The organism is Paenibacillus sp. FSL R5-0517 (genome assembly GCF_037974355.1).
Classification (GTDB): domain Bacteria; phylum Bacillota; class Bacilli; order Paenibacillales; family Paenibacillaceae; genus Paenibacillus.
The window spans coordinates 5764804-5788214 of record NZ_CP150235.1 but is presented as its reverse complement, the minus strand read 5'-3'; the positions used below and the strand labels follow the sequence as shown (position 1 = coordinate 5788214).

Sequence of the window (23411 nt, the reverse complement as noted above, 5' to 3'; positions counted from 1 at the left end):
AGGAGACCCCGATGAAGACAAAACGACATACCGACATGGTAACCCGAAGTATGGGTGAAGGGATCCTCCTGGTTTTCATTGTCCTTGCTGTTATTTTGTATGTATTGTATACATATGGTTATCTTGCTCCGTTTAAAGGCTGGAGTCATCTGATTCAATCGGGTCTTGCCTTATTGCTGCTTCTGATTGGGATTGGAGCGGTCTTTGGGTTCTATCAGAGTTATCGGGTTAAACGTCGGCTAGAACTACTGCGGGAAACTCTTCTACTGTGGGAGAAGGGCTCTCTATCACGCACTGTACCTGATCTGGGCGATGATGATGTGGGCCGTTTAAGTGAGCAACTCGGACGAATCGGCAAAAAGTGGGAAGATCAGGTATCTTCGCTCCAGCGATTGTCTACTCATAATGCACAGCTTGCTGAACAAGCCAGAATTACGGCTATTGTGGAAGAGCGGCAGCGACTGGCACGGGAACTGCATGATGCGGTATCGCAGCAATTGTTCGCGATATCTATGACAGCAACGGCCGTTGGACGGAAGATGGAGAAGGATTTTGAACGTGCTCAGCGCCAGGTGGCTTTGATTGAAGAGATGGCTTCGGTAGCACAATCCGAGATGCGTGCGTTATTGTTACATCTGCGGCCAGTCTATCTGGAGGGCAAACAACTCGAACAAGGTCTGCGTGATCTGGTGATGGAACTGAAAACGAAAGTCCCCATGGATATTGTGCTCGAAATAGATGAAGACATCGATCTCATCAAAGGCATCGAGAATCATCTGTTTCGGATCGTTCAGGAGGCTATGTCCAATACGTTACGGCATGCAAAAGCGGAAAAAATGGAGATACGGCTCCAGCGCCGCACAGATGCGATTCGGGTACTGATTCGTGATGATGGGCAAGGCTTTGATCTGGATGAGAATAAACAAGCCTCCTACGGTCTGGCTAACATGCGTGAACGTGTTACGGAGATTGGTGGAGCCATACAATTTGTAACAGCGCCTGGTAAGGGAACGCGGATTGAGATTACGATACCTTTGATGAACGATGAAAGTGAGGAAGAACATGTCAATGGAACCGGAAGTCGAAACGGAGACGGAAACGTCGATCAAAGTATTGCTCGTGGATGATCATGAGATGGTACGTATTGGTCTGGCAGCGGTACTGGATACCGAAGATGGAATTGAAGTTGTTGGTGAAGCAGGCAGTGGAGAAGAAGGTATTCGGCTTGCGCAGGAATATAAGCCTGATGTTGTTCTGATGGACCTGGTGATGGAAGGTATGGATGGCATCGAGGCTACACGTCAGGTACTTAAAATGTATCCGGAGTGCAAAGTCATCGTCTTGACGAGTTACCTGGATGATGAAAAAATGTATCCTGTCATTGAAGCAGGCGCATTCAGTTATCTGTTAAAAACATCAAGAGCCAATGAAGTGGCAGATGCAATTCGCGCAGCAGCACGCGGGCAATCCGTTCTGGAGTCACAGGTGGCTTCCAAAATGATGAATCGATTCCGACAGCCACAGGCAGCAGCTCCTTTGCATGATGAATTGACGGACCGTGAGATGGATGTGCTCCGGTTGCTGGCCAAAGGCAAGTCGAATCAGGACATCGCAGATGACCTGATCATCGGCATTAAGACAGTCAAGTTTCACGTCACGAATTTACTGGCCAAATTGGGCGTAGACGACCGTACACAGGCCGCGATCTATGCTTATAAAAACGGACTTGCAGAGTAATAACAAGAATATATGCAATCACATAATTAAGCCAAAGAACCGTGCAGTAATGTACGGAAGTAATAGATAAGAGGACAGAAAGAACCTGAAGAAGCGAAGCAAAAGCTTTCTGAAAGAAAGCTACTTCGAAAGCATACACTTGCCTTTATCCCCGGATTTAATATTTATAAATGGAATCAAAAAATCTGGGGATAACAGCGATTGGAAGGGTGTTCTGTCATCGGAGTGGCTAGTGTAAATATTGATGAGTTCAATTTAGATAGAAAAGTTTGAATGGAAAGCTCTGATCTGCCATGTAAGTGGTGGGTGGGGCTTTTTTTTGATGTCTTTGAACGAAGTATAGCTGATGTGGGAAAGGGGCATGCTTTTGATAGATTCATAGAATGCAAGAAGGAACGGGGGATTCAAATGTTAAATCGTTGGATGACAGCAGGTATATTGGCAATGGCTATCATTATTCTTATCAGTGTGACACAGGTATATGCAGAGAAGAACGAATCCCAAGCAGCCCAACTGGAACAGTTAATCTATACTGCTGACAGCGTGATTGATAATGTGGATCGTCTGGTTATTAAATGGCAAGGAGAAGGCCGGGGAGATGCACAAGCGCAGGCTGTATTATTGGCTAATCACTTGGGGCTGGAACAACCAGTACGGGTTCGCCAGACGGGCCATAGTGTGTATCGCAGTGAGGGGGTTGTTAATGAAGCTACTGGAGAAGCAGGTGTACTGGTCAATGTCGTTGAGTCAGGAGACAACGGTTATTACGCCATCGTACAACTGTCAGGGGATGCGCACACGGATCGGAACACATTCATGACAGCACATGAACAGATCGGTCAGCTACTTGTAGATTCAGGGATGAAGGCAACCTGGAATATGTCTGTGCAAGGTACAGCAGGTACTGCTACTGAACATGATGCGAGTCAGCAACTGGAACTGATCGAAGAACAGCTGTCCACAAAGGTGGATATCACCTCCGTTGAACGTTATACGGATGTAGCCAGCGCAAGTGTCTCTTATGAGGCGGCTGAACTGCCCCTGTCGATTAGGAGTGGATCGCATATGTTGAATATGCAGCTCGCAGTTCACCAGATTGGTGATGAGATGCACAATCGAATTACAGTGGGGTTTCCGGTGATTACGATTGAGTATTGAGGCTGGAATTTTCTAGTTATTCAGACAGTGAAGTGAGAATCTTTACTAGAAAAATCAGTTGGAAATAGTGCATCCGTTCAGTTGATATGCTAAAATGGCATCACATCCAAGAAGGAACTTGCTGGTAATTGACGGTTGTATGTCGTGCATATATAACACCATTACATAGCTCGGGGAGAGCATATAGGTTATCTTCCCGGAAGAAAGAGGAGCCCATGGTTGAAAAACAATCGCAAGATGAAGTACAGACACCAGGTGCAGTATTTTTCATTTTTGGAGCAACGGGTGATTTGGCCCGCCGGAAGCTGTTTCCGGCTATCTACAGTCTTTACCGTGAAGGCAAGCTTGCCGATGACTTTGCGGTTATTGGCGTAGCACGTCGTCCGAGGTCCCCAGAAGAATTCCGGGAAGACATCTATGAATCCATTAAAGAGTTCTGCCGCTATCCGGCGGGGGAACCTGATGAGTGGAACGCTTTTGTCGATCATTTTGAATACAAAGCACTAGATATCAATAATGTGGACGGATTCAAAGAGCTGCGTGCGCAAACGGAGCATCTGGAATCGAAGTTTAACACGCCGGGGAACCGGCTGTTCTATCTGGCACTGGCACCTGAGCTGTTTGGCAGTGTCTCGTACAGTTTGCGGGACGGCGGTATGCTGGAAAGTCGGGGTTGGAACCGTTTGGTGATCGAAAAACCATTTGGTTATGATCTGCAATCGGCTGAACATCTGAATGAGCAGATTCGTGAGGTATTCCGTGAAGAGGAAATCTACCGGATTGATCATTATCTGGGCAAGGAAATGGTGCAAAATATCGAAGTCATTCGGTTCGGAAATGCTTTTTTTGAACCGCTCTGGAATAACAAACATATTGCCAACGTTCAGATTACGCTCGGTGAGACAGTAGGCGTGGAAGAACGTGGCGGTTATTATGATCACTCTGGTGCACTGCGTGATATGGGGCAGAATCATATGCTTCAGATGTTAACGATGATTGCGATGGAACCGCCGAGTCGCCTATTCCCGGAAGACATTCGGGATGAGAAGGTGAAGGTATTGCGCTCATTGCGTGCCTTTACTTCGGATGAGGAAGTCAGCAACAACGTTGTGCGGGCACAGTATGCCGAAGGTGAGTACCGTGGCAAGCAGCTTCCGGGGTATCGTCAGGAAGACAAGGTTGATCCGCAGTCGAATACGGAGACTTATTTTGCAGCACGTGTATTCGTGGATAATTTCCGCTGGGCGGGTGTTCCATTCTACATTCGGACAGGCAAGCGTCTTCCGGTGAAAACGACCGAGATCGTAGTAGAGTTCAAGTCGATGCCGAACAACGTGTATCTTGGGAAAAAGTATAAATTGGAACCGAATCTGCTCGTGATTCGGGTGAATCCGATGGAAGGCATATATATCAAGATCAACGCCAAAAAACCAGGCTCGGATTCCGAGATTCAGCCGCTCGCGATGGATTTCTGCCAGAGCTGCATGATTGGAATCAACTCGCCTGAAGCGTATGAACGTCTGCTGCACGATGCGGCAGAAGGGGATTCTACGTACTTTACCCGTTGGGATGAAGTGGCGACAGCCTGGTCTTTTGTGGATCGGATCGCAGCAGCCTGGGGACAGAATCAGGGAGAGCTTCATACGTACCCTGCTGGAACCTGGGGACCAGAAGCGACAGACAAGCTGCTGGAGCAGGACGGATTCCACTGGTGGCCGGTGAATGGTCAGGATGAGGACAGCGTGATCTGGCAAGTAAATGGGTAGGGTAAGGACATTAACAGCATAGACAACATGACTGAGCCTGGGTATCGCAAATTATGCGGTGTACTCAGGCTTTTTAGCGGGGAAAAGGAAGGCATCCATCAAAAGGAAATAAGTAATTTAAATTAAGTTGTTGACAAAAAGTAAGTATGTAACTTATACTCAACACATGAGTTAAAGAGTTACGCCAATGACAAACTTCATCCGGGCCAACGTTTCGGATAAGTGATCATTCATGAGATAAAATGTAAACCAGTTGAAGGGGTTTGCGTCACAGAGAATCATGAAAAAATGTGCATAATATCTTTAATCTGAGAATACTATTTTGTATATATCGAATGGAGGAAAAAGAAAATGATGTTGGATGTAGGGTTGTTATTGATTCGTTTGGTGATTGGATTGTCGTTCATGGCGCACGGGGCTCAAAAGCTGTTTGGTTGGTTCGGAGGTTACGGAATCAAGGGTACAGGCGGCTGGTTTGAGTCGATGGGCATGAAGCCAGGTGCATTGGTGGCTTTACTGGCTGGACTCGCGGAATTCGGTGGCGGTTTGCTGCTTGCTCTGGGTCTGCTTACACCGGTAGGCGGTATTCTGATTGCATTGACGATGGTCATTGCGATTGTGAAAGTCCATGGTGCGAACGGTTACTGGTCCACGCAGAACGGATTCGAATATAATCTCGCGATTCTGGTAATTGGTGTAGCGCTGGCCCTGACAGGTGGCGGACAATACGCGCTGGATGCATTGATTTTCTAAAACACAATAACATGAAATAAATGAGGAGTGCCTGGATGCCATGATTATGGCTGAAGGGTGCTTTTTTTTGCAATTGAAAAGAGAAGAATCTGCGGTAGTAATCGGTTATTTTCGGTACAGATTATGGTACAATAGGAGAGTTGGGTTAAGAAGCAGTTCACGGTAACGATGAAAGCACAGATTTTGAGGAGGATGAACTCCATTGTAAATGTGTAAAATTAATCTAGTGTATGAATACCTCATATGCAAAATGACCAGTGTACAATCAACCGGCCTCGCCGGATTGCATAAAGATTGAATGATGGACCGGCCATGCCGGATTAACGTGAATGAACGGACGAAAGGGATTAAACCTATGAGCAAAGCTGCAAATGATATTCTTCAACAGGAAGTGGACAAACGCCGGACGTTTGCCATTATCTCTCACCCGGATGCGGGTAAAACGACATTAACCGAGAAACTGTTGCTGTTCGGGGGCGCGATTCGCCTTGCGGGAACGGTAAAAGCTCGGAAAGCCAGCAAACACGCAACAAGTGACTGGATGGAAATTGAGAAACAACGGGGGATCTCGGTTACTTCTTCCGTAATGCAATTTGATTACCTGAACCATCGCGTTAACATTCTGGATACACCGGGTCACCAGGATTTCAGTGAAGATACGTATCGTACACTGACGGCTGCTGACAGTGCGGTCATGTTGATTGACGTAGCGAAGGGTGTCGAGGCACAAACAATCAAGTTGTTTCAGGTGTGTGCGAAGCGTGGTATTCCAATCTTTACGTTTATCAACAAACTCGACCGTGAGGGTAAAAGCCCGTTTGATCTGATGGAAGAACTTGAAAATGTACTGGGTATTCGTTCCGTTCCAATGAACTGGCCTATTGGTACAGGTCGCGAACTATGCGGTGTATATGACCGGATGAAAAATCAGGTGGAGTTGTTCCAAGGGGACGATCACTCGACAATCAAAGTTCAGAAAGTAGACGGTTATACAGATCCAATTATCCGTGAGATGGCAGGGGAATATCTGCATGATCAGTTAATTCAGGATCTGGAGCTTTTGGATGTTGCGGGAGATCCGTTTGATATGGAGAAAGTTCAACGCGGCGAATTGACACCTATTTTCTTCGGTAGTGCGATTAATAATTTTGGTGTGCAAACCTTCCTGGAGAACTTCCTGGAACTGGCACCGAAGCCTGAACCACGTCGCAGTACGGCAGGAGAAATCCAGCCAACGAATGAGAAATTCAGCGGGTATGTATTCAAGATTCAAGCGAACATGAACCCGGCACACCGGGATCGTATTGCGTTCCTGCGTATTGTATCAGGCAAGTTCCAACGTGGAATGAGTGTGAAGCATACTCGTGTAGGTAAAGAGATCAAGCTGTCACAGCCACAGCAATTCTTGGCACAAGACCGGGATATTGTTGAAGAGGCATATGCCGGCGATATTATTGGTTTGTTCGATCCGGGTATCTTCCGGATTGGCGATTCACTGAGCCAAGGCAGCGAGGTTGTCTTTGAGGAGTTGCCAACGTTCTCGCCAGAGATATTTGCCAAAGTTACCGTAAAAAATGCGTTGAAACATAAACAGTACCAAAAAGGGATTGACCAGTTGACGGAGGAAGGAACCATTCAGGTGTTCCAGACGGCAAGTTTCGACGAGACGATTCTCGGCGTAATTGGTCAACTGCAGTTCGAGGTATTTGAATACCGGATGAAAGGCGAGTATGGGGTAGACGTGCAATTGCAGCGCATGCCTTATCAGTTTGCTCGCTGGATCGTGGACGAGAATCTGGACGCAAGCAAATTCCGGATTAACTCTGCGCTTGTAAAAGATAAAAAAGGAAATTATGTCGTGCTCTTCGAAAATGAGTACGCCATGAGAACGGCTATGGATAAAAATCCTACAGCCAAGTTCTTGGAGACTGCACCTTAAGCGCAAGCAGACAGACGTAATCCGGCTAATCATTGAAGGGTTGGTTGGATGTAACAAGCTGCCACCATGAGGTAACGCTTGTACAAAATAAGATCCCTCCGCCGATTGGCGGAGGGATCTATTGCTATACACCTTAACTCGAGGCGGGTATGATCCAGCCGAATAAGGGAAAGCTTTCTTTTGCAGACTGAACAAACGGTTTGATGGTTACCCTACCCTTCAATGCTTCGATTAGCGAAGCGGTTGAACGGGAATGGTGTGCAGATGCTCCTGCGCGATTTGAATGAGTTCTTCCTGCTTGGCAGGTTCTGTGTTCTTCCAGATCATCTCGAAAATGGCGCCAAGTCCAGGTAATGCAGCTTCCGGTCCATCTACTGAACCTTCAATCATCTCCCGGAGCTGATCATCACTCTTGTCATGAACTTTATGAACAATCGCTTCACGCAGGCTTAATGTAATGGGCATCGCAATTCCCTCCTCGTATATTCGGCTGCTCTAATACTGTTCCCTAGGAAGCGCGAGCGCATTCAAGTTTATCGGGCTTTGTGGTATACTACGAAGGATTATTTACGTTAGCATGGGTATCCGTAATGATGCGTTATGCTGAAGTGCAGCGGGAGGTTAAGACCCTAATGGCCAAGAAACAGTATGCCGTAATTGGCATGGGACGGTTCGGATCAAGTGTTGCCAATGCACTGAGCGGTATGGGATTCGACGTGCTGGCAATTGATGCGGACGAGCAGCGGACACAGGAAATGTCCAATGTGGTGACTCATGCGGTATCGGCAGATTCAACAGATGAAGAAGCGCTGCGGGCGCTGGGCATACGGAATTTCGACGTTGTCGTTGTGGCAATTGGTGAAGATATTCAGGCGAGTATTCTGACAACCCTGATATTGAAAGATATGGGTGTACCGGTCCTAATCGTAAAAGCTCAAAATGAGCTTCATGGTAAGGTGCTGCAGAAGATTGGAGCAGACAAGGTCATCTATCCTGAGCGGGATATGGGATTACGCGTAGCCCATCATCTGACCTCGCCTAACATACTGGATTACATTGAGTTATCTGAGGATTACAGTATTCTGGAGATGAGAGCTTCCGAGCAAATGATCGGCAAAAACCTGATGGAATTAAACATCCGTGCACGTTTTGGATGCAACGTCATGGCGATTCGTAGTGGGAACTCGATGAACATCTCTCCGTACGCGGAGGACCGGATCGAAGCTGGAGATGTGCTGGTCATTGTGGGTCACAAGGATCATTTGACGAAAATGGAACTTGCATATCCGAAGTGATGGATGCAGATGGGAAGGATGGAAAGATGGATATTGTATCACCGCAAAATACACGTGTAAAAGAATGGGCACAGCTGCTGGAGAAAAAGCATCGTACCCGTCAACATAAATATATCATTGAAGGCATTCATCTGGTACAGGAAGCGTTGCGCGCCGGAGCAGATCTGGAGTGTATTGTGTACGACGGAGAGCAAGGCGTACCTAGCGAACTGGCCGGGCTTGAGAACCCGTTACAGCGTGTAGAATGGGTCAGTGTATCTCCTGCGGTTATCGCCAAATGTACGGATACGATGACACCACAGCCTGTATTCGCAATTGTGCGTAAAGGCAGTGAGCCACTGGAAAGCCTCATTGACGGCGCGCGCGGGCTTGTTGTGGTACTGGATGGGGTGCAGGACCCAGGAAATGTGGGGACGATTATTCGGAGTGCGGATGCAGCTGGAGCAGCAGGTGTCGTACTTGGCGCAGGCTGTGCGGATGTATATAACCCGAAGACGATTCGTTCGACGATGGGGTCATTGTTTCATTTGCCTATTGTGGAGGGCCAGTTGGAGTCCTTGCTTCCCAAAGCAAAGGGTGCGGGTGTGAAGCTGGTAAGTACTTCTTTGCAGGCAGAGCATTCTTGCTATAGTTATGATTTTACGCAATCGGTATGGCTTGTGATTGGCAACGAAGGTAAGGGTATCTCGGATGCTACGGCACGCTTGGTGGATGATGCAATTACGATTCCAATGCAAGGCAAGGCGGAGTCGCTTAATGCGGCAATGGCGGCAACGATTTTGTTGTTTGAGGCGATGAGGCAGCGGATGGTGTAGGTAGTAAATAGAATTGTAACCATGCAAAAAGACATCACAAACATCAATAAGGGTGTTTGAGGTGTCTTTCTTATTAAAATAAATTTTTTTAATATTCTTTACCGATCGTTCTATATATGTTATATTGTTGAGGTAGCAGAAAGTTATGGGACGTGATATGAAATCTAGCTACTTTTTTTGAAATTATTTTAGAACGATCGTTCTCGATGTGCCAAATGAAGAAAGGGTGAATGAAACATGGAGTATCGTGTATTAGGAAATACGGGTCTCAAAGTAAGCAGTTTTGCATTAGGTACAGGTACGTGGGGCTTTATGGGGAAAGTCACGGAAAGTGAAGCAGCTGTTCTTTTAGATGAAGCGTTGGCAGGCGGTATTAATTTCATCGATACGGCGGATGTATATTCCCTTGGTCAATCTGAAGAGATTCTCGGCAACCTTTTGAAAGAGCGTAGACAAAATATTGTTCTCGCCACAAAAGGCGGAATGGTTATGGGCAGTGGACTTAATCAATCCGGTAACTCAAAATTATGGATTAAACGTGCAGTAGAGGATAGCTTGAGGAGGTTAAAAACGGACTATATTGACCTGTATCAACTACATCAGCCAGATCTTCAAACCGATATTGAGGAAAGTCTTGATGCACTGACAGATTTGGTTCGAGAAGGAAAAATTCGTTATATTGGTACATCTAATTTTCAAGCGTGGCAAGTAACCGAAGCACAATGGAATAGCGAACGTAACAAAACAGCACGTTTTGTATCCGAACAAGCACCTTATTCCATTGTGAATCGGAGTATTGAATTTGATTTGCTCGCTGCAACCTCAAAATATGGAATGGGTGTATTGGTATGGAGCCCACTTTCTGGCGGCTTGCTAACAGGAAAATACCGCTCCGGCGAAGTGGCTGCCAAAGGTTCCAGAGCAGCGGCATCACTTGGGAAACTTTCTACTGTTGTGGACCCAAATCGAGAGGAAAACCGTACCAAGTTTGAAGCGGTGGATAAGCTCCAAGCCCTTGCAAATGAATCAGGATTAACGTTGCCGCATCTTGCGATGGCATTTACACAAGCTCACTCAGCAATTACTTCCGCGATAGTTGGGGCAAGAACCATTGAGCAATTGCGTGAAACTCTAAAAGGCAGCGACATCCGTTTGAGCGCCGATATCTTGGATGCGATCGATGCGATCGTTCCGCCAGGTGTAACCCTGGATGCTCTGGAAAAAGGCTGGACACCGGATTGGCTACAAGCAAACAAGCGAAGAATCCAGAGTTGAAATCATTTTTTTTACACATTTAAGAACGATCGTTCTCGAAATTGAAATCGCACTAAACTAAAGAATATGAGGGAGAGAAATAAGATGAAATACACTGTAATTACAGGAGCAAGTTCAGGGATTGGATATGAGACGGCATTGGCATTTGCAGCACGAGGGAAAAACTTGATTTTGGTAGCTAGAAGATTGGATAAGTTAGAAGAGCTTAAATCCACCATTCAGAGTATCAATCCTAAAGTGAGTGTTATTGTTCACACAAGTGACCTGTCTGTTACGGCAGAGGCTTACGCATTGTACAACGATTTGAAGGAATATGAAATCGAGACTTGGATCAATAATGCAGGGCTTGGAGAGGTTTCGTTCATTGCTGAACAAAATTTGGATAAAGTAGAGACCATGCTGCGAGTTAACATCGAATCACTGACCATCCTGTCTACACTGTATGTACGAGATTATGCGGATATCGAAGACACGCAGTTGATTAACGTCTCCTCCGCACTTGGATATGCCATTGCTGTAGGCAATGTTGCTTATTCTGCATCGAAATACTATGTTAGTGCCTTCACCGAAGGTCTTGCCAAAGAACTTGAACTGAAAGGTGCGCAACTAAAAGCGAAGATCCTAGCACCAGCGATCACTGAAACAGAATTCATTCAAAAATCACTGAATGCTGAAGCTTTTGATTACAAAGCCAATATGTCCAAATACCATACAGCTAAAGAAATGGCGGGCTTCATGTTAGATTTGTATGATCGCAACGATGTGGTTGTGGGGATTGTAGACCAGAACTATGATTTCCAACTGACGGCTCCGATGTACCCAGTGCTCTCAGAACTAAGTTAATTCAGAAGCATCCACGCATACATCTTTTTACCAAATCTCAAATAAGAAGAGGAGTACATCCCATTGGAAAAGATATGGAGTAAAACAAAGATTGGCAACATGGAATTGCCTCATAGACTAGCGATGGCACCCATGACACGCAGTCGGGCGCAAGAAGATGGTACACCTGGAGAGTTGGCTGCACTTTATTATGCTCAGCGTGCGACCATGGGACTCCTGATTACGGAAGGTACACAACCCTCGGATGATGGACAGGGGTACTTGTGGTCACCTGGCATCTATACCGACAAGCATATTGATGGATGGAAAAAGGTAACGGATGCGGTGCATGAAGCTGGCGGATATGTATACATCCAATTAATGCATGCGGGTCGCATGTCACATCCGGACAATACCCCGCATCATCGCCAACCGGTTGCTCCATCTGCCATCGCACCGGGTGTAGAAATGTTTACGGCTACAGGGATGCAGGATATCCCCGTTCCCCGGGAATTGAGTCAGGAGGATATTCAAACGACCATCGCCGATTTCCGTAAAGCAGCAGCCGCAGCGATCGAAGCAGGGGCGGATGGCGTCGAAATTCATGGAGCCAATGGATATTTGATCAATCAGTTCTTCGGAGACAATTCAAATACGCGGACAGATGAGTATGGGGGATCTATAGAAAATCGTGCTCGGTTTGCAATTGAAGTAGCGAAAGCTGTTGTCGAAGAAATTGGAGCAGAACGTACAGGCTTCCGAATCTCTCCAGGAACACCTCTTGGCGGAATTCAGGATGGGGAACAAGGTCCTGAACTTTATCGTTATCTTGCCAAAGAATTAGCCCAATTGGACTTGGTGTACCTTCATGTTATGCATCTTGGAAATGAAGAACTGCTCCAGGACATTCGTTCAATTTGGCAAAATCCATTGTTGGTCAACCGGGCCGGAAGAACGTTAGAAGATCTCAGTGCAGATCTAGATCGAGGTCTGGCTGATCTGGTACCGGTTGGTGTATGGTCTTTGGCCAATCCGGATTTGGTGGAACGTCTTCAACAAGGTGCACCACTTAATGAAGCAGATCCTGCAACCTTCTTTGGTTCAGGAAGTAAAGGGTACACGGATTATCCTACGTTGGATGAATTGAAGTCACAAGAGGGGCAACACTAGCACCAACCATGGAGCATGGCGTACAACTGAACCTTGTTAGCCATGTTCCTACATAAGTTGAACGAATCATTTACACGATAACGTAGAGGACAGAAAGAACCTGAAAAAGCGAAGCTACAAGCTTTCTGAAAGAAAGCTCTTCGGAAGCATACACCTCGCCTTTATCACCGGATTTTCCCTATAGAAAGGGAATCAAAAAAATCTGGGGATAACAGCGATTGGAGGGTTGTTCTGTCATCGTAGTGTCAGTGTAAATAATCTTTAGTTCAACTTCTATAGTCTATAAGCAAAGGAAGAGGATAACTGATGAGAGCAGCTCAGATTCAGAAGTACTCCAAAAAAATCCAAGTGAAAATCAATGATATCGAGATACCTCAGATTCAGAGCCATGAGGTCCTTGTCAAAGTAAAAGCTGCGGGTGTAAATCCGCTGGATATCTTGAATATGAATGGCAGTGTTCGGATGATTGCCGACTATAACTTACCTTTAACTTTAGGTAATGAATTATCAGGTGTCATTGAAGCTGTTGGTGATGATGTTTTGAATTTTAAAGTGGGCGATTCGGTCTACACAAGGTTACCTCTGAATAAAATTGGTGCTTTTGCTGAATATGCAGCCGTGCATGAAAATGCTTTGTCCATGATGCCGGAGAATTTGTCCTTTATTGAAGCGGCTGCAGTACCTCTTACTGCCCTGACCGCTTATCAAGCATTGCATGATGTACTTCGAGCTGAACCGAATAAAAAGCTGTTTATACCTGGAGGAACTGGTGGTTTCGGTGCGATGGCTATCCCGATTGCCAAGTCTATGGGATTAACGGTTATCACAAGTGGCAGTGAGAGAGGAAGAGCACGTACTCTATCCATTGGAGCAGATCAATTCATTAATTATAAGACGGAGCATTATGCTGACATCCTGTCCGACATCGATTATGTCATTGACACTTTGGGTGCTGACGAGATCAAAGCTGAATTGAGCATTTTGAAACCACAGGGTAAATTAGTTTCTTTGAAAGCGGGACCCAATTATCGCTTTGCAGTAGACAGTCAATTCCCGTTGTGGAAGAGAGCACTATTTGGTCTGGTAGGTGCACGCCTGGATTCGTTAGCACGTAAGAACCAAAATGAATATCGGTTTTTATTCGTGCACTCCAGCGGGGTCCAATTGCAAGAGATTACAGCTCTTGTAGAAAAAGAAGACATTAAGCCTTCGATCGAATCCGCTTATTCGTTTGATGATATTGAAAAGGCATTAATTAAAGTATCAACGGGTCACTCCCAGGGCAAAGTCATTGTTACCTTCTAAAATCTCGTTAAGATGATGCTCATGCTATTCAATGTTCATTTTCTGAACAGGAGGAAAGCCAATGGCGAGAAGCAAAGAGTTCGAAGAGTCTGTTGTTCTGGATAAAGCAATGAGACTTTTTTGGAAACAAGGTTATGAAAAGACGTCTATGAAGGATCTGGTCCATCATATGGGAATTCATCGTAAAAGCTTGTATGACACATTTGGTGATAAACATACCTTGTTTCTGAAGGCAGTAGATCTGTATGATCACAAAATCAGCTCAGCTCTTGCGGCAGGTGTAAAGCGTTCTACAACGGCAACGGAAGCACTTCAGTTTATATTTTCCTCTTTAATTCATGAAGAGGAGCATCCTTCATCAGGCTGCTTGATTGTCAATTCGACGGTAGAATTAGCGGCACGCGATGACGACATGAACAACCGATCGACGGAGATGTTTGCAAATACGGAGAAACTCATCAAGGACATGATTGTGTGGGGACAGCAAGAAGGTGAATTCACAATGGAGTACAACGCCGAGCTATTGGCGGAATATTTGCATAATGTAGGCGTTGGGCTAAGGGTGATGGCCAAGACTTCAATAACCGAGGAAAAACTTCTTCGTATAGGGACGCTATCTATGGATCTCATACTAAGGTAGTCTTTTTTCTGCCTTTTAAAGAATGTTCGTTCTAATATGGGTGTTTCAGATGAACATATGTTATAGAAAAGAAAAGAGAGGCAGGTAACGACATGAGAAAGACAGTTCTCATCACAGGGGTCTCAGGTGGGATTGGTAAAGAGTTAGCAGATCGATTTGCCGAAGGCGGACATCATATTGTGCTGGTAGCACGAAGCGAGGGTAAGATACAGGATTTAGCTCAGGAGTATCAGAAAAAGTATGGCATTCAGATGACGGTTATTGCCAAAGATGTGGCGGCACCTGGGGTACCACAGGAGATTTATCATGAGCTGAAGGAAAAGGGGATTGTTGTTGATTATCTTGTCAACAATGCAGGCTTCGGTCTGTTCGGGACGTTTATGGAAACGGAACTGGAACAAGAAGTCAATATGATTGACGTGAATATCAAGGCTTTAACCATCATGACCAAGCTGTTCTTACCGGATATGATCCAACGTGGGCACGGCGGTGTGATGAATGTGGCTTCGTTGGTAGGTTTTTTCCCTGGACCGATGATGTCGGTATATTATGCAACAAAGGCATACGTGTTATCGTTCACCGAAGCTTTGGAGAATGAAGTAAGCGGAACGGGTGTTACGGTAACGGCACTGTGTCCAGGCCTGACCTCTACCGGCTTTGTTGATCGTTCGGGTATGGGTGTCTCGAAGATGCTGCAGGGCCCTATCATGGAAGCGGGGCAGGTGGCTGAAGAAGGGTACCAAGGTTTCTTGCGTGGCAAGACGTTAATTATGCCTGGTGCTCGGAACCGATTCATCGCGTTTATGCCGCGGTTGTTGCCGCGTAAGATGATGACTCGCATGATTAGATCCTCACAGGATAAGACAGGACATTAAACATCTAAAAAGGAGCTGGTCGATTTGATCTTTTATGATTCCCCCCAAGCAACCGTTTCATGGAATGAGGAAAATAAGGTAGCTGTTTTGCAATGGAAGAGCTTTGCACAAGGTGAACAATATCGTACACCGCTAAATAAATTGTTGGAGTTAGCGGTGCAAAAACGCTCGAATAAGACGTTATACGATAGCCGTCACTTGGCTGTTATTTCGCCAGATGACCAAGAGTGGGTTGCAAAAGAGTGGCATCCGAGATCACTCGAAGCAGGACTAAAGTATTCAGCACTGCTAGTTCCCCATAAAGCGATAGCTAAATCGAGTGCAAACCGAATGCTCTCAGGAATGGACATATCCAATCCATCTCAAGAGTTTCATGACATAGATGAGGCATATCATTGGCTGGCAACCGTAAAATGAGAAGATAGCAAAACATCATTTGCATAATTCGATTGAGTTCTGTAGTAATAAAACAATCAGCTTTCCTCCAATTCGCTTGTTTTACTGGCTCCTTCATCTTGTCTTTTACGACAAACATACACAAAAGCAGGCGGGAAGCTGAGGGGTTCAAATTGAATTTTCTCGATCTCAAATAACTCAGCTAAACGTTTCTTCATATGAAGTGAGTACTGGTACAAAACTAAAATGCCTCCAGGTCGCAGCGCTGTATGGATCTGTGACAGGATATTTTGTCTCATTTCTCTGGAGAAATTAAAAAAGGGCAGTCCGCAAATGATACTATCCAATTGTTGCACATGTTCTTGATTGATTCTTTTCAACAGATAGGATGCATTCGAATGGAACATGAATTCAGGATATGTCCTCTTCAGATTACTTCTCATTTTGGGGTCTCTTTCAAATAAAAACACAGTTGCAGATTGCGGTAAATGTGCTCTCATGAGACGTGTAACAGCGCCTGTTCCTGGCCCCAGCTCAGCAATGCTCCTAACCTCATCCCATCGTATAGATTGGACGATTTTACGAGCTAGAAATTTGGAACTGGGCAGGACACTGCCTACTCGTTTGGGATTCCTCAGAAATCCTTGCAGGAAAAGAAATGGTTCGGGTGTTTTCATCTTGGTATCCTCCATGGTTAGATGCATTGATGGTTCACTTGATGTTGGAAGGCAAGTTTAGTTGGAAGATAAATACGTTAAGTGTATGTTGTAGTGTTAAAGTCCCCTGGTGTAACTCCGCAATGTTCCTCGCAATAGAAAGACCCAGACCAGATCCTGATTGAATGCCTTCGCTATTCCTCGAATAATCCACCTTATAAAAGCGATCAAACAGTCTGTTTTTTTGTTCTATTGTTAGTGGCATGCCTTTATTCTCTACTTCAATGGTAACGTGATTATGCCGCACACTCATTCGAACATGAATCGTACCCGGTTTAAAGGAATACTTCAGTGCATTCATGAGAAGATTGTCGATGGCTCGTGCAATTTTATCACTATCCAAGGAAACCATGATTGGAGCATCACCGAGTTTTTTCTCAATATGAACCCCATTCTCCTGAGCTAAAGGCTCGAATTCAAACAACAATTGATCCAATAGCTGACATAGGTCAACCTTTTTCAAATCCAATTGGGTGTTCACTGCGTTAAGACGTGTGTATTCAAATAGATCATCGAGTAACTTCTTCAAATGCGTTGCTTTGTTATAGGTGTTTTGAATGAAGCGGTCATACTCAGCTTTGTCTTGAAATGATTCTGATTTGAGAAGTTCAATATAACCAATTATGCTGGTAAGCGGTGTACGCAGGTCATGTGAGATGCCTGTGATCATGTCCATCTTGGATTTTTCCAATTCGCGCTCCTTGCTCATCTGTATCTGCAACTGTTCAGTCATATGATTAATGTTGGAAGCAACCCGGCCCAGTTCATCTTGTCGAACTACAGGTACCCTGTAGTTTAAATTACCTTCAGATATGATTTGAAGCCCTTGCTCCAGTGAAATGATGTCTCTTACAATTTTTCGTGTGGAACTCAAAAAAGTAAGCGTAAAGATTAAGATAAATATAGGTGTCAGAATATAAGGGAAGTAGTTGAGAATCCAATTCCACTCCAAACCTTCACTGATTTTTGCCACAATCGTAATAAGGATATTATTGATAATCACTGATCCGACAATTGAAATTACAAAACTGATCACCATTCGATTGAGGATATGGATCTGTATTTTTTTCGTTTGTTTGGATTGCTGTAATCGTTTAATCAATTTTATAACCTACTCCCCATACCGTTTTAATATACTGAGGTTCTCGTGGAGTCAATTCCAGCTTTTCTCGCAGATTGCGAATATGAACCATCACCGTATTATCCGAATACCCGTAAGGTTCTTTCCATACGGTTTCGTAAATCTTCTCGGAGCTGAATACTTGTCCAGGATGACTCGCAAGTAACACCAGAATGGAGAACTCCAGAGGGGTTAGTGAAATGTCATTCTCTTTTAACTTTACTGAATGCTTGCTTGTATCAATGACAAGGTCCTTAATGAGGATCAGTGAACTCGATTCCGGTTTCCCGATCAATGTTTGACGTCGGAGCTGAGCTTTAACACGAGCCAGTAATTCTAATGGATTAAAGGGTTTGACCATGTAATCGTCGGCCCCGGTAGTCAGGCCTGTAATTTTATCAATGTCTTCTTCCTTGGCAGATAACATAATGATCGGAGTGGTTGATACTTCTCTTATTTTGAAGCAGGCTTTGATTCCGTCCATAATGGGCATCATAACATCTAATATGACGAGTTGGACTGATGTTGTATTGATAATATTTAGCGCTTCTTCGCCGTTGGCTGCTTCAATGACCTGATATCCTTCGTTACGTAAATAGACATGAATGACATCACGGATATCGGGTTCATCATCAACAACAAGAATGGTACTCATGATTCAACACTCCTTTTTGCTCTAATCTAAATAACATTTTAATTTCTTATCAAGAGGATAACATCAGTGTAAACGATAGTCAGGAATGTTTAAATTGTTTCCTTTTTGCGACAGACATAAACGAATGCAGGTGGGATATTCAAAGGCACTAATTCTATTTTTTCGATGATAAAGTGTTCGGATAATAATTTTTTCATTTGAAGTGAATATTGAAAGGCGATGAAAAATCCTCCGGGTTTGAGTGCCTTATGGATCTGCTCTACCAACGTATTTCTTAATTCAGGCTCAAAGTTGAAGAAGGGCAACCCGCTAAAGATGTAATCCAATTGCTGAACGCCCTCTTGAATTATGGATTCTACCAATCGAGCGGCGTCTGGATAACAGGAGAACTCCGGGTATGCTGTCTGAAGATTATTCCTCATTGTGTCGTTCATCTCAAACAATAGGACTTTGGTGGAGTCCTGCACCTGTTGTTGAATATAACGAGTGATCGGCCCTGTACCCGATCCGAGTTCGGCAACTGCTTTTGCCTCCAGCCAAGAGGCTTGATTCACCATTTTGTTGGCGAGAAACCGGGAACTGGGAATGATGCTGCCAACATGTTTGGGGCTTTGAAGAAAGCTTTTCAGAAATAATAGTGGTTGATTGGAATTCATGTGTGTGGTTCCTCCGTATCTGTGATGGTGTGTTAGCAAAACCAGTTAGAGATGTAATAATTGAAGCGTGGATAAAATAGGACCGCCGAAGTAGATTCCCGCTGTAAAATACGTTAAGGTCCATAACAAAGCACTGGAATATGAGATGAGAGCAAATTTTCGATAATGCACACCGCTCATTCCAATAAGCAAAGGAAGAACATATCGCACAATTGGAATGAACAAACCAATGCACATCGCCCATTTGCCACTCTTATTCAAAATCAGTTCGGCCTTGACGAAGTGTTTATGATGTTGAAATTTGGGTTTTATCTTGGTTCCAAATAATCTCCCTGCAAAATAAGCAAAGGTAATGGCCGTTAGTAGTCCTGATAAAATACAGAAGTATGTGATCCATGAATTGATAACTCCAGTGTGGGCTAGAATGGCACCACTGATAATCGTGATCTCGTTCGGAATTGGAATGCCGAAAGGCCCTAATGAGAAGGCAAAATAAAAAATCAGATATCCATACTGATGAAGCAGCTCCAAGATCGTATTACTGATCATTGTTTTGCCCCCTCTCTTGTTGATATTGCAAGCATAATGAAAAAAACTAAGGAATTAATGAGTATAAATCTGAAGAAAATCTAAAGAATACATAAGTAAAGCCAAACAATGACGTGCAAGAGAAAAAAGCCTTGCCAACTTAATTGGCAAGACTTGATCCATAGGTGTGCTGTGTTCATCTGGATGGAGTGTTTGAGCACACGAAATAATAGGTTGTGGAGTGCATTTCAATTTTTTGACGAAAGATAAGAGCCAGCTGTCAATATTCATCTCACTCCAATTCACTCCAATCGAGTCGATTTAACATGGGATGAGGAAGAATGGAGGGTTGATCCAACCAATCGGAAACAAAGTTCTCCAACCAAGATGCCACCTGCAATATCTACGATGACATGTTGTTTTACCAGTACGGTAGACACGATGATAAGAATCGAGAAGGTGGAAGTCATCGCCCATATCGCTCGTCCAAATACACCCGTTCCTCTAAGGATCAGGTAACTCGTGAGTACGTGAATACTTGGAAAACAGTTGTAGGGTTGATCGTTACGGTAGATATAATCAACCATCGTGAAAAGAATTCCTTTCTCACACCGGATATTCGGGCGCTCAATCGCTGTCTGGAACAGAGCAAAGAAGAGGTATGAGATCACCAGACCGCTGCAAAGTGCAATGAGCGTTTGAAAATAGGTGCGCTTTTCCTTAAAAGCAAGTGCTATTAATGCACCAGTAATGAACGGGTACCATAATACATAAGGGATGATAAATAACGGGACAAAAGGGATCATGGAATCGAGGGGCGTTGCAAGACTATAGACATGAGCCCCGGGGCGATTTAGTACACCGTAGAAAATATTTAAGATCGGGACGGCTGCAAGCCAAAGTAGGGAAATCCAAGCTGATTTGGTAGATGAAGGACTGGAAAGCTTCAAATGCTCAACTCCTATACGGATTTATCAATGCAACCATAGTAGAGATAAACTCTGAAGAACTTGTGAGGGATTTTCTATAGAAATTCTGAATATCAGAAGAGCCGAGACGTCATGATGACGACTCAGCTCTTTTTTTATTTCCGATGAGAACAGACTGTTCGGCAGATTATTGTAGGAAGTAAAACCATCTGAATTTGGCACCAGCAACAAAAAACAAAACAATCCATGCCCACAGAAACAATAAACGTAGAGATCGTGGAATCAGTAGATATTCTGAGTACAATTTGCTAAAAAATTTCATTACAGTTGTGACCACCCCTGCTAATTTACTCCTATGTTCGTTTTTGAAAAGAAAAAGAAGAAAAGATAACCAAAATCCTAAAGGTGATTGTAAAATTCAGATGCAAAAACTCCAGTTATATCAATATTAGGTATATTATATCATGATGAACACCAGAGGACTTTTTGTATCAGCCTGAACCATAACCTTGTCTACTCATTCCATAAAATAAATCGAACGATATGATGCGGGCATGCCAATATATAGTGTAAGGAGGAAGGGGATGGATAATGAGTGATCAAGATGAGTACATACAACTTGTAACGTTAATACGTGCGGGGCATGAAGAAGCATACGGAGAATTATATGAGAAAACAGTGACGGGTGTATATCGGACTGTACGATTTCTCATCAAGGACGAGTCTGACGCGGAGGATGTGGTCCAAGAGATATACATTCAGGCGTATCGATCATTGGCGCGATATGATGCGGAGCGTGCGTTTCGTCCCTGGTTAATGGGTGTGACGATGCGACATGTCCAGAGTTATCGACGCAAAAGGTTGATGCAGTTTCGGTTTGGCAAGCGAATCGAAAAATCTGACGTGGGATTGGAATATGATTTTTCCACTGATCTGGTCAACAAACTGGCAAATCGTCCTCTGCTGGAACAGGTACGTCGTTTGCCGTACAAGCTGCAGCAGGTGATCACACTTCATTATTTAAATGAATACACGCAAGAGGAGATTGCTGGCATATTGGAGATTCCGCTTGGAACCGTGAAATCGCGCATACATGCGGCGCTGGCGAAGTTGAGACAAAAAGAGAAGATGAATCCAAGGTTACGGGGAAAGGTGGAGAATCTGCATGAGAATCGATGAAGAGTTGCGAACAGCCTACCAGGAAGAGACTAAAGAGTGGTCCGTTCCTGCGAGAATTAAACATAAAATGTTAGATGGTATTCGAAGTGATTCTCACATTAGAAGAAATCGAAAAAGATGGCTGGTCACTGGGCTATTGGCTGTTGTACTCATTATTCCCACCGGAGCCTATGCAGGGTACACCTATCTCGCGGACGGAATATATGGTTCACAGGAAAATATCGCTGCTATGGGCGGAACAGCTGAGAATTATATGAGGTTGGAAGCGAAATTACAGACGGCCAAGGCGCATTTCAGTGAAGAAGAATTTGTTCAATATATGGACTTGCTGAAACAAATGGGGCAAATGGCGGTAAATCTTGCAGATTCTAAGGGAAACATGCATCCAGAGCAGTGGAGTACAGTGGAGCAGGAACGATATAACCTTCTTGTAGCTGAGTTGGAACCGTTTTTTGAGAAGCTGGAAGCTGTGAGTGTGGAGTCCTCCAAAAAACTGATGGATGAGCAGCAATTTTGGACAGAACAGTTGGAACGGGCAGAGGAGACATTTACCAAGGAACAATATCGTGAGTTCAAGTCGGACTATGATCAGATGAGGAAATACAAAGTTATGGTGATGGACAAGGATGGAAGTATACATGAGGAACGATTGTCAGCGGAGCAAAAAGATGAATTGAGGCAGCTTGAGAGACGTCTAATACCCTATTTAAAACGATTGGAGCTCAATGTGCGTTGAGTCGCGCGAATTACTTCCTCCCTTGTACCTTCAGCCGATATTGATGCGGTGTGGACCCTATGACGGAACGGAATACTTTACAAAAGTAGGAGGGACTCGTCATACCCACACGGTGACCGATTTCGGGAACGGTGAGTGAGGAACGGGTGAGCAGCACACACGCATGACGAATGCGGGTAGCTTGGGCATAAGCAACGATTGTGGTGCCAGTCGCTTTTTTGAATACATGAGATAGATGATAGGGGGATAAGTGAAGTGTATCTGCGATATGATCCAAACGAAAAGGCTCGTGGTAATGCTGTTCAATCCACTGCATGATGGCTTCGGCATGAGGATGAAGCATTACTGAACTGGATGCAGAATGTGCCTTTAGATCTTGAATGACAACATCTTTCCATAAGTAACGAAGTTGCGTAAGTGAATCAAGTATAAAGAGACAAGTATCCTCCACAGCTTCATGAGGCATTAGTTCTGGATAGGTCTTATCAAATTGTTCCATTCGTTGAATGAGTGGGGAAGTGGCAGGAAGTCGGATCGGCTGAATCGGAGATTGCTCTCCTAGCAGGTCATGTATGAAACGCTGAGTCGTCATAAAATGCGACCAATGTGTCTTTAATATTTCGAGTTCAAACATAAGCACGTTTCTGATGAAAGGCTGCTGACTGGATATTTGAATCTGAAAGTGGTGCAATTGAAAAGGTCGAAAAATCAAAAGCATACCGGGTTCAAGGGGAAAAACCTGACCTTCGGTTATTAACTGCCCATAACCTTCGTGGATATAGGTTATTTCCATCTGGGAATGAGCATGGAACACTTCGCGAAACGTAGTGTTAGATGTAAGACGACGACAGGCCAGATCAAATTGGTTTCCCAGAATGATGGACATCATGAATACCTCCCTATCATGCGCAAGATAGTTATATTTTACCACAAGATGAACACATAA

General features: G+C 44.4%; 25 protein-coding genes. 17 read left to right on the top strand and 8 right to left on the bottom strand.

Going from position 1 to position 23411, the window contains the following annotated elements; translation table 11 throughout:
• The first annotated feature begins 11 nt into the window (after positions 1-11).
• The 6 genes from MKX40_RS25825 (at position 12) to MKX40_RS25800 (ending at position 7353) form a co-directional block, all read left to right on the top strand.
• Positions 12-1127, top strand: a complete 1116-nt coding sequence (locus MKX40_RS25825; protein WP_339237647.1) for a sensor histidine kinase — start codon at positions 12-14, stop codon at positions 1125-1127.
• A complete protein-coding gene (locus MKX40_RS25820) occupies positions 1069-1737 on the top strand; it encodes a response regulator transcription factor (protein WP_091020933.1) in 669 nt (222 codons plus the stop codon). The genes MKX40_RS25825 and MKX40_RS25820 overlap by 59 nt, the downstream gene beginning before the upstream one ends.
• A gap of 408 nt (positions 1738-2145) precedes the next feature.
• The gene (locus tag MKX40_RS25815; protein WP_339237644.1) at positions 2146-2895 is read left to right on the top strand and encodes a YwmB family TATA-box binding protein; all 750 of its coding nucleotides are present in this window, start codon (positions 2146-2148) and stop codon (positions 2893-2895) included.
• Between the two features lie 215 nt (positions 2896-3110).
• Positions 3111-4661 carry a glucose-6-phosphate dehydrogenase gene (gene zwf, locus MKX40_RS25810; RefSeq protein WP_339237642.1) on the top strand — a complete coding sequence of 517 codons (1551 nt, stop codon included), beginning with the start codon at positions 3111-3113 and terminating at the stop codon, positions 4659-4661.
• Between the two features lie 354 nt (positions 4662-5015).
• A complete protein-coding gene (locus MKX40_RS25805) occupies positions 5016-5414 on the top strand; it encodes a DoxX family protein (protein ID WP_024634146.1) in 399 nt (132 codons plus the stop codon).
• A gap of 355 nt (positions 5415-5769) precedes the next feature.
• The gene (locus tag MKX40_RS25800) at positions 5770-7353 is read left to right on the top strand and encodes a peptide chain release factor 3 (protein ID WP_339237639.1); all 1584 of its coding nucleotides are present in this window, start codon (positions 5770-5772) and stop codon (positions 7351-7353) included.
• Between the two features lie 231 nt (positions 7354-7584).
• On the opposite strand, the gene sspI is transcribed toward MKX40_RS25800, so the two are convergent.
• Positions 7585-7818: a small acid-soluble spore protein SspI gene (gene sspI / locus MKX40_RS25795; protein ID WP_036673259.1), complete on the bottom strand. Its 234-nt coding sequence runs from the start codon at positions 7816-7818 to the stop codon at positions 7585-7587.
• A gap of 128 nt (positions 7819-7946) precedes the next feature.
• On the opposite strand from sspI, the gene MKX40_RS25790 reads away from it, so the two are divergent.
• The 9 genes from MKX40_RS25790 to MKX40_RS25750 all read left to right on the top strand — a co-directional run bounded on the left by MKX40_RS25790 (position 7947) and on the right by MKX40_RS25750 (position 15967).
• Positions 7947-8648: a TrkA family potassium uptake protein gene (locus MKX40_RS25790; protein WP_339243208.1), complete on the top strand. Its 702-nt coding sequence runs from the start codon at positions 7947-7949 to the stop codon at positions 8646-8648.
• Between the two features lie 26 nt (positions 8649-8674).
• Positions 8675-9463, top strand: a complete 789-nt coding sequence (locus tag MKX40_RS25785; protein ID WP_339237637.1) for an RNA methyltransferase — start codon at positions 8675-8677, stop codon at positions 9461-9463.
• Between the two features lie 237 nt (positions 9464-9700).
• Positions 9701-10738 carry an aldo/keto reductase gene (locus MKX40_RS25780; protein WP_339237635.1) on the top strand — a complete coding sequence of 346 codons (1038 nt, stop codon included), beginning with the start codon at positions 9701-9703 and terminating at the stop codon, positions 10736-10738.
• 84 nt (positions 10739-10822) lie between these two features.
• Complete coding sequence (locus tag MKX40_RS25775) at positions 10823-11581, top strand: SDR family NAD(P)-dependent oxidoreductase (protein WP_339237634.1); 759 nt, start codon at positions 10823-10825, stop codon at positions 11579-11581.
• A gap of 63 nt (positions 11582-11644) precedes the next feature.
• On the top strand, positions 11645-12730 hold the full coding sequence (locus tag MKX40_RS25770; RefSeq protein WP_339237631.1) for an alkene reductase: 1086 nt from the start codon (positions 11645-11647) through the stop codon (positions 12728-12730).
• A gap of 306 nt (positions 12731-13036) precedes the next feature.
• Positions 13037-14035 (top strand): NADP-dependent oxidoreductase, encoded by a 999-nt coding sequence (locus MKX40_RS25765; protein ID WP_339237629.1) that lies wholly within the window; start codon positions 13037-13039, stop codon positions 14033-14035.
• 61 nt (positions 14036-14096) lie between these two features.
• Positions 14097-14675 carry a TetR/AcrR family transcriptional regulator gene (locus MKX40_RS25760; RefSeq protein ID WP_339237628.1) on the top strand — a complete coding sequence of 193 codons (579 nt, stop codon included), beginning with the start codon at positions 14097-14099 and terminating at the stop codon, positions 14673-14675.
• A gap of 92 nt (positions 14676-14767) precedes the next feature.
• On the top strand, positions 14768-15550 hold the full coding sequence (locus MKX40_RS25755; RefSeq protein ID WP_339237626.1) for an SDR family oxidoreductase: 783 nt from the start codon (positions 14768-14770) through the stop codon (positions 15548-15550).
• Positions 15551-15574: 24 nt separating this feature from the next.
• A complete protein-coding gene (locus tag MKX40_RS25750; RefSeq protein WP_339237624.1) occupies positions 15575-15967 on the top strand; it encodes a hypothetical protein in 393 nt (130 codons plus the stop codon).
• Positions 15968-16023: 56 nt separating this feature from the next.
• Here the strand turns inward: MKX40_RS25750 and MKX40_RS25745 are convergent, their stop codons facing one another.
• The 6 genes from MKX40_RS25745 to MKX40_RS25720 all read right to left on the bottom strand — a co-directional run bounded on the left by MKX40_RS25745 (position 16024) and on the right by MKX40_RS25720 (position 20571).
• A complete protein-coding gene (locus MKX40_RS25745; protein ID WP_339237622.1) occupies positions 16024-16623 on the bottom strand; it encodes a methyltransferase domain-containing protein in 600 nt (199 codons plus the stop codon).
• A gap of 34 nt (positions 16624-16657) precedes the next feature.
• Positions 16658-17764: a HAMP domain-containing sensor histidine kinase gene (locus MKX40_RS25740; protein WP_339237620.1), complete on the bottom strand. Its 1107-nt coding sequence runs from the start codon at positions 17762-17764 to the stop codon at positions 16658-16660.
• Positions 17757-18437 (bottom strand): response regulator transcription factor, encoded by a 681-nt coding sequence (locus tag MKX40_RS25735; protein ID WP_339237618.1) that lies wholly within the window; start codon positions 18435-18437, stop codon positions 17757-17759. The genes MKX40_RS25740 and MKX40_RS25735 overlap by 8 nt, the downstream gene beginning before the upstream one ends.
• Positions 18438-18526: 89 nt before the next feature.
• Positions 18527-19093 carry a methyltransferase domain-containing protein gene (locus MKX40_RS25730; protein ID WP_339237617.1) on the bottom strand — a complete coding sequence of 189 codons (567 nt, stop codon included), beginning with the start codon at positions 19091-19093 and terminating at the stop codon, positions 18527-18529.
• A 45-nt stretch (positions 19094-19138) separates the two neighbouring features.
• The gene (locus MKX40_RS25725; protein WP_339237616.1) at positions 19139-19642 is read right to left on the bottom strand and encodes a DedA family protein; all 504 of its coding nucleotides are present in this window, start codon (positions 19640-19642) and stop codon (positions 19139-19141) included.
• A gap of 281 nt (positions 19643-19923) precedes the next feature.
• Complete coding sequence (locus tag MKX40_RS25720) at positions 19924-20571, bottom strand: phosphatase PAP2 family protein (RefSeq protein ID WP_339237613.1); 648 nt, start codon at positions 20569-20571, stop codon at positions 19924-19926.
• A gap of 570 nt (positions 20572-21141) precedes the next feature.
• Here MKX40_RS25720 and MKX40_RS25715 point away from each other — a divergent pair.
• Both MKX40_RS25715 and MKX40_RS25710 read left to right on the top strand, forming a co-directional pair.
• Positions 21142-21729 carry a sigma-70 family RNA polymerase sigma factor gene (locus MKX40_RS25715; protein ID WP_339237611.1) on the top strand — a complete coding sequence of 196 codons (588 nt, stop codon included), beginning with the start codon at positions 21142-21144 and terminating at the stop codon, positions 21727-21729.
• Positions 21716-22465, top strand: coding sequence for a DUF3600 domain-containing protein (locus MKX40_RS25710; protein WP_339237610.1), 750 nt, complete (start codon positions 21716-21718; stop codon positions 22463-22465). The genes MKX40_RS25715 and MKX40_RS25710 overlap by 14 nt, the downstream gene beginning before the upstream one ends.
• Positions 22466-22475: 10 nt before the next feature.
• On the opposite strand, the gene MKX40_RS25705 is transcribed toward MKX40_RS25710, so the two are convergent.
• Entirely contained in the window at positions 22476-23354 is an 879-nt protein-coding gene (locus MKX40_RS25705) for an AraC family transcriptional regulator (RefSeq protein WP_339237607.1), read from the bottom strand.
• Between the last annotated feature and the right edge of the window lie 57 nt (positions 23355-23411).